The 11,869-nt window shown below is 36.7% G+C and carries 12 protein-coding genes; 7 read left to right on the top strand and 5 right to left on the bottom strand.

Annotated elements, in window-relative coordinates; genetic code table 11:
- Nucleotides 1-29: 29 nt before the first annotated feature.
- Both GH715_RS01595 and GH715_RS01600 read left to right on the top strand, forming a co-directional pair.
- A complete protein-coding gene (locus GH715_RS01595) occupies nt 30-1,217 on the top strand; it encodes an acetate kinase (protein WP_153834097.1) in 1,188 nt (395 codons plus the stop codon).
- Between the two features lie 323 nt (nt 1,218-1,540).
- Complete coding sequence (locus GH715_RS01600) at nt 1,541-3,163, top strand: glutathione ABC transporter substrate-binding protein (RefSeq protein WP_153834098.1); 1,623 nt, start codon at nt 1,541-1,543, stop codon at nt 3,161-3,163.
- Nucleotides 3,164-3,495: 332 nt separating this feature from the next.
- Here GH715_RS01600 and GH715_RS01605 read toward each other — a convergent pair whose 3' ends face one another.
- From GH715_RS01605 to GH715_RS01625, 5 genes are all read right to left on the bottom strand, one after another.
- Complete coding sequence (locus tag GH715_RS01605; RefSeq protein ID WP_153834099.1) at nt 3,496-4,500, bottom strand: ABC transporter ATP-binding protein; 1,005 nt, start codon at nt 4,498-4,500, stop codon at nt 3,496-3,498.
- Nucleotides 4,463-5,494 carry an ABC transporter ATP-binding protein gene (locus GH715_RS01610; protein ID WP_163578393.1) on the bottom strand — a complete coding sequence of 344 codons (1,032 nt, stop codon included), beginning with the start codon at nt 5,492-5,494 and terminating at the stop codon, nt 4,463-4,465. The genes GH715_RS01605 and GH715_RS01610 overlap by 38 nt, the downstream gene beginning before the upstream one ends.
- Before the next feature lie 24 nt (nt 5,495-5,518).
- A complete protein-coding gene (locus GH715_RS01615; protein ID WP_153834100.1) occupies nt 5,519-6,439 on the bottom strand; it encodes an ABC transporter permease in 921 nt (306 codons plus the stop codon).
- 17 nt (nt 6,440-6,456) lie between these two features.
- Entirely contained in the window at nt 6,457-7,359 is a 903-nt protein-coding gene (locus GH715_RS01620) for an ABC transporter permease (RefSeq protein ID WP_153834101.1), read from the bottom strand.
- A gap of 401 nt (nt 7,360-7,760) precedes the next feature.
- Nucleotides 7,761-8,204 (bottom strand): universal stress protein, encoded by a 444-nt coding sequence (locus GH715_RS01625; RefSeq protein WP_153834102.1) that lies wholly within the window; start codon nt 8,202-8,204, stop codon nt 7,761-7,763.
- A gap of 387 nt (nt 8,205-8,591) precedes the next feature.
- Between GH715_RS01625 and GH715_RS01630 the strand changes: the two genes are divergently transcribed.
- The 5 genes from GH715_RS01630 to GH715_RS01650 all read left to right on the top strand — a co-directional run bounded on the left by GH715_RS01630 (nt 8,592) and on the right by GH715_RS01650 (nt 11,823).
- A complete protein-coding gene (locus tag GH715_RS01630) occupies nt 8,592-9,344 on the top strand; it encodes an SDR family oxidoreductase (RefSeq protein ID WP_153834103.1) in 753 nt (250 codons plus the stop codon).
- An 85-nt stretch (nt 9,345-9,429) separates the two neighbouring features.
- The gene (locus GH715_RS01635) at nt 9,430-9,939 is read left to right on the top strand and encodes a DUF4178 domain-containing protein (protein ID WP_153834104.1); all 510 of its coding nucleotides are present in this window, start codon (nt 9,430-9,432) and stop codon (nt 9,937-9,939) included.
- Nucleotides 9,940-9,961: 22 nt separating this feature from the next.
- The gene (locus tag GH715_RS01640) at nt 9,962-10,630 is read left to right on the top strand and encodes a PspA/IM30 family protein (protein ID WP_018933551.1); all 669 of its coding nucleotides are present in this window, start codon (nt 9,962-9,964) and stop codon (nt 10,628-10,630) included.
- Between the two features lie 112 nt (nt 10,631-10,742).
- Complete coding sequence (locus tag GH715_RS01645; RefSeq protein WP_240469333.1) at nt 10,743-11,408, top strand: DUF4247 domain-containing protein; 666 nt, start codon at nt 10,743-10,745, stop codon at nt 11,406-11,408.
- Between the two features lie 19 nt (nt 11,409-11,427).
- Complete coding sequence (locus GH715_RS01650; RefSeq protein WP_153834106.1) at nt 11,428-11,823, top strand: DUF350 domain-containing protein; 396 nt, start codon at nt 11,428-11,430, stop codon at nt 11,821-11,823.
- The last annotated feature ends 46 nt before the right edge of the window (nt 11,824-11,869 follow it).

The raw sequence follows: 11,869 nt of genomic DNA on the forward strand, positions 1-11,869 counted from the left end.
TAAATGAAAGAATGAAAGGATTGAAAATGTTGCGTAAAATTTTAGCTGTAAACGCCGGAAGTTCTTCACTAAAGTTTCAACTAATTGAAATGCCGGAAGAAAAAGTGTTGTCAAAAGGACTAGTTGAACGAATTGGTATTGCTGATTCCGTTTTTTCTATTGAATTTGATGATAAAGAAGATGAAGAAACAAGAGATATTCCTGATCATGCTGTAGCTGTCAAGCTATTACTTGATAAATTAACATCATTTGGTGTAATTAAAAGTTTGGATGAAATCGATGGTATCGGTCATCGTGTTGTACACGGTGGCGAGAAATTTAATGATTCGGTAGTGATTACTGATGAAGTAATTAAGGAAATTGAAGAAGTATCTGAATTAGCACCATTGCATAACCCAGCAAACTTAACTGGTATTCGCGCTTTCCGTGAAGTGTTGCCTAATGTACCTTCTGTAGCAGTATTTGATACAGCATTTCACCAGACAATGCCTGAGCAATCTTATTTATATAGTTTACCATATGAATATTATCAAAAATATGGCATCCGTAAATACGGATTTCATGGTACGTCACATAAGTACGTCTCTGAACGTGCTTCAGAGTTAATGGGTGTACCTTTGGAACAATTACGTCTGTTATCTTGTCACTTAGGAAATGGCGCAAGTATCGCTGCAATTGAAAAAGGTAAGTCAATTGATACTTCTATGGGCTTTACACCTTTAGCTGGTGTTACAATGGGGACAAGATCTGGAAATATTGATCCAGCCTTAATTCCGTATATCATGGAGAAAACTGGACAATCTGCTTCAGAAGTAATGAATATTTTAAATAAGAAAAGTGGTATGCTAGCTTTATCCGGATTTTCTAGTGATTTACGAGATATCCAGGAAAAAGCAGAGAATGGTGACAATCGTGCCGAATTAGCTCTTCAAGTATTTGCAGAGAGAATTCATAAATACATTGGTTCCTATGCTGCAAGAATGCATGGTGTGGATGCGATCATCTTTACCGCTGGTGTAGGTGAAAACAGTATAACCATTCGTGAACGTGTATTAAAAGGATTAGAGTTTATGGGTGTATACTGGGATCCAAGCCTAAACAACATTCGTGGTAAAGAAACATTTGTAAACTATCCACATTCCCCTGTAAAAGTAATTGTTATTCCAACAAACGAGGAAGTAATGATTGCTAGAGATGCAGTGAGATTAACACAATAAATTTATTTAGAAATAGATCTTTTTCCTACTAAATAGGGAGAAGATCTTTTTTATTTATATTTAAAAATATTGAGAGATTAGATGACTCTCCATTCAGGAGAAAGCTAGTTTCCTTGTTGATGGTGATTAAACTTACTATTATAAGTTAATGTTCAATATATCAATATCTGAAAGTCAATAGTTTGTTAAATATCTTGAATTTAAAAAGTCTGGGAAGATATTTGACAAAATTGCTTGAAAGTTTGGGAAATTTCAGTTATATTATAACATGATTATATATTACATAATCTTTACAAAAACTTAAAAGAGGGGGGTTTAGATTAATGAAATCTAAACATTTATTTTTAATGTTATCTCTTCTGTTTGTACTATCGATTGCACTAGTTGCTTGTGCAGGTGACGGTGAACCGGAGGAAACAACAGATGAAAACGATTCAGCAGAAGAAGGCAGCGAGAACGAAGAAGCAGCAGGTTCCGGGGGAGACTTAGTGATAACGGTACCATCTGATGTAGTTTCACTATCAGCTCAAGGACAAAATGACGTACCTTCAAGTAATGTACGTGAAAATATTTATGAAACACTAACTACACTGAACGACGAGCAAGAAATTGAGCCAGGTTTGGCGACTGATTGGGAACAAGTGGATGATGTAACATGGGAATTCCACCTTCAAGAAGGTGTCACTTTCCATGATGGTGCAGAATTCAACGCTGAAGCAGTTAAAAAGAGTTTTGATCGTTTAGCAGATGAGAAAATTGCTTCTCCATATGTATTCTTAATAGAGCAAGTGGAAAGTATTGAAGTAGTAGATGATTATACCGTTAGATTTAATTTAGAGTATCCATATGCTCCATTATTAGCTAATCTAGCGCATAGTGGTACAGGGATTATGAGTCCTACTATTATTGATAAAGACTATGAACAACTAGAAGATGGTGGCGATGTTGACGAGTATATCAACCAAAATCCTAGTGGTACAGGACCATTTGAATTAGAAGATTGGTCTGCAGGTGAGAGCGTAACATTAACTCCATATGAGGATTATTGGGGAGACAATGCTAAATTAGATTCTGTTCAATTTAAAGTAGTATCAGAACAAAGCTCACGAGTAGCAGAGTTAGAAACAGGTGTGACTCATGTAGCAGATCAAATTGGACCGAATAATATGTCTAGAGTCGATGGTCTACCAGATGCAAGTGTTTTACAATCTCCAAGTGTTTCTGTGTCTTATATCGGATTTAATATAGAAAAAGAGCCATTCGATGATGTCCGAGTACGTCAAGCCCTTTCTATGGCAGTGGATAAAGATCAAATCATCAATGGTGTAATGAATGGTGTAGGTATCCCTGCAATTGGTGCGTTAGCGCCACCTGTATTTGGATACGATGATTCCATTGAAGGTTTACCGTATGATGTAGAAAAAGCGAAAGAATTATTAGCTGAAGCTGGATATGAAGATGGGTTTGAAACCACTATCTGGACAAATGATAATGAGCAGCGTGTTGATACAGCTGTAGCACTTCAAGCACAATTAGGCGAGATTGGTGTCGATGTTGAGATTCAAGAATTAGAATGGGGAGCATACTTAGAAGGTACTGCTAATGGAGAGCATGATATGTTTATTCTAGGTTGGTCTACTGTAACTGCTGACGCTGATTATGGATTATATCCATTATTCCATAGCTCTCAGCAAGGTGAGCCAGGGAACCGTACTTTCTTAGCTGATGATGAAGTAGATGAATTATTAGATGAGGGACGTCGAGAAACAGATCCTGCAGCAAGAAAAGAAATTTACACGGAAGTACAGGAAAAGCTTGTTGATCTTGCTCCTATGATATATACGCATCACCAAGAGTATCTATTAGGTGTAAGTGATTCAGTTAAAGACTTCAGCATCAATGCACAAGGTATCTACCAAATTAAAGATGCATATATTGAAGAATAAGTATAAAAAAGGAAGCCTACTGTATGGCTTCCTTTTTTGTGTTGAAAAATGAAAATATCGAGAAGGGAAAGTTTTTAGAGACTGGTTTTTTCAAAAAAGTGCTCTAATTGCTCTCATTTTAGGGGTATTATTGTTTAGTTTTATGTTCAAGAAGTACAGAGTCTCAGATACTAAAATGGCAAATTTTTATGACCATCTGTTTCCTTTTTTGGGGGATGTTTAGAAGGAGAACCATCTATTTGTTGAGGCATATGAAAGGATTGTGATGGAGGTAACAGAGGTTATGAAAAAAGAGCTTAGATTACTTAAAGTAATCTAAGCTCTTTTCTTTATTATTGCTCTGCAGCAATCTTTTCAATATGGTGACATGCAGCACGATGCCCTTCTTTCATATTATCCAAATTACGCAATGCAGGAACTTCCTGTTTACAAATATCCGTAGCGAAAGGACATCTTGTATGGAATCTGCATCCTTGTGGTGGATTAATAGGAGACGGTACATCGCCTTTCAAGATTATTCTTTCTTTCTTTACCTCGGGATCAGGTGTCGGAATCGAAGAAAGTAATGCTTTTGTATAAGGGTGCTGAGGATTATCAAATAATGATTTTTTATCAGCGATTTCTACGATTTTACCTAAATACATTACAATAATTCGATCGGAAATATGACGAACAACACCTAAATCATGTGCAATAAATAGAAATGTCAAATTAAATTCTCTCTGCAGCTTCTTAAGTAAGTTAAGAACTTGTGCCTGTACAGATACATCAAGAGCAGATACAGCTTCATCACAAATGATTAGTTTTGGATCAACAGACAATGCACGGGCGATCCCAATACGTTGTCTCTGTCCACCTGAGAATTCATGTGGATAACGATCGATTTGATCGGCATTTAGTCCGACTGTTTCTAGTAATTCGATTGCTCGTTCACGTCGCTTTCCCTTTGGTACAGCATTTTGTATTGCCATAGCTTCCATTAAGATCTTTCCTACAGTTTGTCTCGGATTAAGCGAAGCATAAGGATCCTGAAAAATTACTTGTAAATCTTTTCGTTTCTTTCTCATGTCTCTTTTACTTAATGAAAGCAAATCGACACCATCAAATTCAATGGAACCATCTGTCGGTTCGTCTAAACGTAGAATGGCACGACCTGTCGTTGATTTCCCACATCCAGACTCACCCACAACACTTAAGGTTTCACCTTCATATATATCGAAAGTAACGTCATCAACAGCTTTGACATGATTTACAGTTCTTCCTAAGATCCCTCCTTTAATAGGGAAATGTTGCTTTAAATTATTCACTTTCAGCAGTTCTTTTTGACTCACGTACATTCACCTCCGGATCTCCGTCCCAACGGTCTGTGTAAATCCAGCAACGTACTTCGCTACCATCTGCTTGAGTATCTAGACTTGGCAACTCTTTTGCGCATAACTCTGTGGCAAACGGACAACGTGGTGCAAAACGACAGCCAGCAGGCATATCTTTTGGACTTGGTACATTGCCTTTAATAGGCTCTAATTCATCTACATCAGTATCATGTCTAGGGATAGAATTAAGTAACCCTACCGTATATGGATGTTTAGGAGATTTAAATATTGATTTAACATCTTGGTATTCTACTACTTTACCACCATACATAACAGCGACATAATCACAAGTTTCTGCAACTACTCCCATATCATGGGTAATCATAATTACAGACATTCCTAAGTCTTTTTGGAGATCCTTGATTAATTCAAGAATCTGCGCTTGGATGGTAACGTCTAGAGCAGTTGTAGGTTCATCCGCTATCAGTAACTCTGGATTACAGGCTAGTGCCATAGCAATCATGACACGTTGTCTCATACCACCAGATAATTCATGAGGATATTGTTTAACGCGTTGCTCAGGTGATGGAATACCTACTAAACTCAGTAGTTCAATGGCTTTTTTTGTACCATTCTGTTTGTTAAGTCCTTGGTGTACTTTTAATGTTTCACGAATTTGTTGACCTATTGTATAAACAGGATTCAAAGAAGTCATTGGTTCTTGAAATATCATTGAGATTTCATTACCACGAATGTTTTGAATCTCTTTTTCACTTAGTTTTGTAAGGTCTTTTCCTTTAAAGTTAATTTCTCCACCCATAATCTTTCCTGGTTTATCTAGAAGTTGAAGTATCGACATAGCAGTAATACTTTTTCCTGAACCTGATTCTCCAACAATACCTATCGTTTTTCCTTTTGGAAGTTTGAAAGAAACACCATCAACAGCCTTTACTTCAAAATCTTCCAATAGAAAGGACGTCCGTAAATCTTTTATATCCAAAATTGTTTCTTGACTCACATCGCTCACCTCTTTCTGAATGAGTTAATCCATATCAATTCGTTTGTTTAGAAATTTATAAGATATATCGACGATTAAGTTAACAAATACAAAAACCACTGCGATAATTAGTACAGCAGCCTGCACAACAGGGAAGTCTCTAGCAAGGATTCGATCAATGATTAATTTTCCCATACCATTAATAGCAAATACAGACTCCGTTAAAACTGCACCAGCTAGTAAACTACCAAACTGTAAACCAATCACAGTTACGACCGGTATCAGCGCATTTTTGAGAGCATGTCTGTATATAACTACTCGTTCTTTTAACCCTTTTGCTCTTGCTGTACGTATATAATCTTGAGAAATGACATCAAGCATACTTGATCGTGTCATTCGGGCGACTACAGCTGCACCCATTGTTCCTAAGGTTATAACCGGCAAAATAACTTGCTCAGGTGACCCCCAGCCTGTTGGTGGCAACCAACCAAGTTTAATTGAAAACCATTGCATAAGCATTAAACCGAACCAGAAGTTTGGCATGGACAACCCGAATAAAGCTACTAGCATAATTCCTACATCAGCAAATGAATATTGTCTCACAGCTGAGATAATACCTGCTATTAAGCCTAGGAATACACTAAATATTGTACTATAAACCGCTAATTCAAAGGTAACCCAAAATTTGGGCCATAGTTCTTGACTGACTGGTAAGCTTGTTCTCCATGAACTTCCGAAGTCTAACATAACAGCGTCTTTAACGAAATTAAAATATTGAACTGGGATAGGATCATTGAGACCTAATCTATTTTCTATTTGCTCAATTGTTTCTTTTGGAGCACTCTCACCAGCAATGATTTGAGCTGGGTTCCCTGGAGTAAGGTGCATAAGTGAAAATACAATAATGGATACACCTAAAAGTACAGGGATCAATTGAATGATACGTCTGACAATAAATTGAAACATTGGCGCACCTTCTTCCTTTATTTTTTATTCATCTTAGGATCTAATGCATCTCGTAAGCCATCCCCGAATACATTAAAAGCTAGTACAATTAGCATGATGACTAAGCCAGGGAATAGAGCGATATGTCCTGCATCCCACATGAAGTCTCGTCCATCACTTAATAATGCACCTAACTCAGGGGATGGAGGTTGTTCACCCATTCCTAAGAATGAGAGACCACTTGCAGTTAATACCGCATTTGCGATAAACAAACTCATTTGTATAATAATGGGAGATAGAATGTTTGGAAAAATATGTTTTGAAATTATTCGCAAATCTGATGCACCTAAAGCTTTCATGGCATCAATATACTCCAAGTTCTTAGTAGCTAGTGTAGATCCTCGTACAATCCGTGCAAAGGTAGGAATCGCAAATATAGATATCGCATAAATAACATTTGCACGACTAGGTTCTAAAATACTAACCAACGCTAGTGCTAATAAGATGCCAGGGAATGCTAATAGTATATCCATCAAACGCATGATGACAGAATCAATTTTGCCACCATAGTACCCTGATATGATTCCAATAATCACACCAACAAGACTACCTAGAATTGTAGCAGTAAAACCGATGAACATGGTGATGCCTAGACCATGAATAACTCGAGTGAAAATATCTCTGCCATGATGGTCTGTACCAAACCAATGCTCACCAGATGGACCTTGAAGTTTTATGCCATAATCTGGGGTATCCGGGTCAATACTGGTAAGATGTGGACCTATTATTGCTATAATGATAAGAATAAGGATTAAATATCCTCCAACTAGCGCACTTTTGTTTTTTACCAGCTTTTTATAAAAGTCTTTTAAAGACCTTTTCCATGGACTTTCAGCTTTTTTAATTTTGATATTTGCTTGATCAATTTGATTACTGTTCAAAGTATGACCTCCTTTTATCCAAAATCTATCCCCAATTATTATATAGGAAAGGTTATTTAATGTAAGTGGGCTGTTAAATAAATTAACAAAACATCTCCTACATTTTACATTTGATAATAACGATAACAACCTTTATATATGGTTGTAGAATGTTGTCGCTTATTATCAAATACAAGTAGACACGAAAATAACTATACCATATAAAAGGCAAGAAATTAATTAATTAAAAAAAATAAAAAAATTCTAATTTTTCAAATAATTCAGAAATGTGTAATGGTTTTCCTAAGATATTAAACTTAATATGTAACTTTCATTTAAAAATACGGCCTTTTTACAATACAAATGATAGAGAGATTATGACTTCTCTCTATCATTTGTAAAACTGTAATTAAAGGAAGCTATTAACTCCTAACCACTAACACATCACATTTAGCATATCTGGTAATACTTTCTGAAACACTTCCTATTAAAAATCTTTCCACTGCATTCATTCCAGTTGCACCACATATAATCAAATCGGCGTCAAACTTTTTAGCTAGATCTTTCGGGATTTTAATTTTCGGTGACCCAATTTCTACATGTGTCGTAATATCTGTAATTCCTTTCTTACTCGCTTTATCTTTATATTCATCAAGTAGTGTTTGCGCATAATTTTCTGAGCGGGCTGCAAGTGTTTGATCATATACTTCAGGTGCAACAGTGGTAATAGTTCTTGTATCAATCACATGCGCTAAAAACATCTTCGCATCATTTCTTAGAACGATGTCAACAGCTTTCTTGAATGCTAATTCTGAAGCATCTGAACCATCCACTGCTACTAAAATACGACCATATTCAAAAGGCATCATTATCTCTCCCTTCAAGTCTATAGTCTCATTATATCATGTATCCGCTTACAGGTGAAAGGTTGAATAAATTTTTCTTAGACCAGAAAGTATAAATTTGCGCAGATGTCTAGCTCCGAGCGCCCAGAAACTAGGCGACTTCACGAGTCATCCTACGATAAGTCATCATCGGCTCGCTTTTCTCAGTGATTCCTTTATCTCAGTTGTTAGCTCCAGTCACTACGTTTCTAACGGGCGCTCTCCACTTTTCTTATTATTCATATACCACGATTAACCATTGATAAAACTTTACTCTTAAATAGAAATTGTCTACACTTTAATAGAAAAAAATAAAACAATCATGTAACATATAAGATAAGAGAGAAGTAAGTTTAAGGAGGAAATAACATGGGACACGCCTTTATTACGGCTGGAACAAAAGGCCTAGGGTTAAAAGTAACAGAGGCATTTATCAATAAAGGACATGCTGTTTCTATTACATACTTCAGGGATCATCAGCGTGCAAAAGAAATGTTAGAAAAATTCCCAGATGCATCGATTGAAATCATTCAAGCTGATGTCTGTAAAAAAGATGATCTAACAAAGGCTGTGAAAAAAGCCGTGGAAAGGTTTGGAACCATTGATTATTTAATAAATAATGCAGGACCATTTATATTCGAAAGGAAAAAATTAATCGACCATACAGAAGAGGAATGGAATCAAATGATTCGCGGCAATTTAGATGCTGTCTTTCATCTGTTACAATTAACAATACCAGCAATGCGAAAGCAGCATTTTGGAAGAGTTGTCAATTATGGCTTTCAGAGTGCTAATACTGCAGCTGGCTGGGTTAATCGAGCTGCTTTTTCGGCTGCGAAGGTGGGGTTAGTATCATTAACCAAGTCTATTGCATATGAAGAAGCCGAAAATGGTATTACTTCGAATATGGTATGTCCAGGCGACATTGTTGGAGAGATGAAGGAAGCATCGATAATGGAAAGCAGAAAGACCGAAGATCCCGATACACCGATTGGGCGTTCTGGAACAGGTGAAGATATTGCCCGAACGGTGATGTTTTTCTGTGAAAACGATGCAGATATGGTAACAGGTACTGTTGTGGATGTGACAGGCGGATTAGATGTTATTCATCAACATCGATAAATTTTTTTAAAAAAACTGAAACCTTTTTTAACATGGATCGTATCTAATTATAACAACCCATTAAAGGAAGAAAAGAGGTGTACCATTGGGTTTCTTTTCCAAGTTATTTAATAAAAAAGAAAAGAAAGCAACTGTCAGAAAAAGAGATCTGCTTTCAATAGAAGTGGGGGATATTGTTGAATATGATTTAGCAGATTACGAAGTAGTTGGAAAAATAATCTACAGACAAAACAATTATAAGTGGTACAGTTACCAGCTTTTAGGGGAAGGCAGGACAATTTGGTTATCTGCCGAGATGGATGATGAATTGGAACTAGGTATTTATGAAAAAATTCAGCTTCCTGAAGCAGACAATTTCCCTAACCAGCTAGTATATAATAACAAAACCTACTCTCTAGATGAAAGTGGCCAGGCAGATGTGACTGGTGAGGGACGAAGCAGTTCGCTTACAGGTCAACGTATACGTTATGCTGAGTATTGTGATGCAGCTGAAGAATCTTTTATTAGTGTGGAAGAGTGGAATAGTGATGTAGAAGCAAGCATTGGTTACCCAATTGAAAATTATGAGGTTAAAATTATTGCAGGTTCACATTAAACATTATTAGGAGGAATTTAATATGTTTCAATTTTTCAAACGTGTAAAAACAGTAGTAAGCTCAGAGTTGAATTCAATGTTAGACAAAGCAGAAGATCCGGTGAAAATGCTTGACCAGTTCATGCGTGATATGGAGTCTGATATCCGCGAGGTAGAATCAGCAGTAGCTAAGCAAATTGCCAATGAAAAAATGTTAAAAAGAAAGACAGATGATGCACAATCACTAGTAGAAAAGCGACAAGCACAAGCAGAAAAAGCTATTGAAGCTGGCAACGAAGACCTTGCTCGTCGTGCTTTAGAGGATAAGAACGAACAAGAAGCCCAAGCTAATACGCTTCGTGAATCTTGGGAGCGTGCTAAACGCGATGCAGATCAGCTACGTGAAAAATTAGATGAAATGAAAAAAGAATATCAACAAATGCAATTGAAGAAAGATTCTCTAAAAGCAAGAGCAGAATCAGCAAAAACTCGTACGAAAATGAACCGTACTATGTCATCTATTGGGAATGATGCTTCGAAACAAGGGTTTGAACGTATGGAGGAAAAAGTGATGCAGTTTGAAGCAGAAGCTGACACAAGTGAAGACTTATCTTCCGCAAGCAAGTCACTAGATGATGAATTTGAAGATTTAGAAAAAAGTGATGTCGATGACGAACTAGCAGCTCTTAAAAAGAAATTAGGAAAAGAGTAACAAACATAAGCGGGGGGTTTCAGCAGTTAGTTAACCTTATATGGTGCTAAACGTCTGGAACACCCTCTTTCTCATGGATACATTTAGGACGAAAGCAGGAGGTGATTTTGGCGTGAATAAAAAGATAGGCTTAAGTGTTACCTTGCTATTTTTTATTTTACTCGCAGGTTGTAATTCAAATTCGTTCAGTAATTTATCTGCATTTGACGAATCCGATGCTATCTTAGAAGAAGATCTGCAGGTTTCCGAAACAAAAGATGAAATAATTAACCAGTTGAAATCGACCAATAACTCAGATATGGAAGCACTTATATCCAACAATTTCCCGTTTGTTGATTCTGTTGTGGGTGACGACACAACTGCAAATGTCTATGGAACACTGCTGTTTGAAGTAGAGGAGCTAGCCGATCTCTTGGCTGACATTAAAAAACCACAAGAGGTTAGTGACTATATCGATGGTCAACAAATCCTTGCTTACTCTGACTTGTTTATTATTATCAAAGACAGTGAAGAGCTAGATAATGCAACATTTATCGAAGTCGCAAGTGAGCAATTTGTTCGTAAAAATTATTCACCTAATTTCTTAACTACATATTTTACTATCCGCATGCTCGACAGTTTCTTTGGCAATAACTGGGTGTCTAATAGACGGAGTTACTGCAGTTCCAATGACTGTTATGGCGGCTACTCTACATCACGCAGTTATAATAAGGGTGGTACTACGACTAACAGAGGTTTAGGTTCTTTTCGTGGAGGCGGACCTAGTTCAGGAAAATAATAAAAAAGGAGAGTTGAATATGGAACCTTTTATTTCAACATTTATTTATTTTATTGCTGCAATTATTATTGTGATTATTGGGTTGGTCATTTTTGAATGGTTGACAACTAAATATAAGGATTGGGAGCAGGTAAGGGATGGTAATCAAGCTATTGCACTATCCATCGCAGGAAAAATAATTGGAATTTGTATCATCTTATCATTTGCTATTTATCATAGTATTGATGTAGTCGAAACATTAATATGGGGAGCGTATGGAGTTGTATTGCAACTAATAGCTTACCTTATATTTGAAGGGATCACACGTAAATTTTCCGTTGAGGACCAACTGAAGGCCAATAATGTTGCAGTCGGAATTATATCGTTTGCTGTTTCTGTCGGTTTGGCATTTGTTATCGGATCATCTATCACATAAGGTACAGAAAGCCTGACCATCAATACATAAAAGGTCAGGCTTTTCC

Origin of the sequence: Gracilibacillus thailandensis, from assembly GCF_010994055.1 — a bacterium.
Classification (GTDB): domain Bacteria; phylum Bacillota; class Bacilli; order Bacillales; family Amphibacillaceae; genus Gracilibacillus; species Gracilibacillus lacisalsi.

Excerpts from the sequence above, each read along its gene's own strand:
- GH715_RS01600 (WP_153834098.1), top strand. The coding sequence starts at position 1,541 with ATGAAATCTAAACATTTATTTTTAATGTTATCTCTTCTGTTTGTACTA.
- GH715_RS01605 (WP_153834099.1), bottom strand. The coding sequence starts at position 4,500 with ATGTACGTGAGTCAAAAAGAACTGCTGAAAGTGAATAATTTAAAGCAA.
- GH715_RS01615 (WP_153834100.1), bottom strand. The coding sequence starts at position 6,439 with ATGTTTCAATTTATTGTCAGACGTATCATTCAATTGATCCCTGTACTT.
- GH715_RS01625 (WP_153834102.1), bottom strand. The coding sequence starts at position 8,204 with ATGCCTTTTGAATATGGTCGTATTTTAGTAGCAGTGGATGGTTCAGAT.
- GH715_RS01630 (WP_153834103.1), top strand. The coding sequence starts at position 8,592 with ATGGGACACGCCTTTATTACGGCTGGAACAAAAGGCCTAGGGTTAAAA.
- GH715_RS01640 (WP_018933551.1), top strand. The coding sequence starts at position 9,962 with ATGTTTCAATTTTTCAAACGTGTAAAAACAGTAGTAAGCTCAGAGTTG.
- GH715_RS01650 (WP_153834106.1), top strand. The coding sequence starts at position 11,428 with ATGGAACCTTTTATTTCAACATTTATTTATTTTATTGCTGCAATTATT.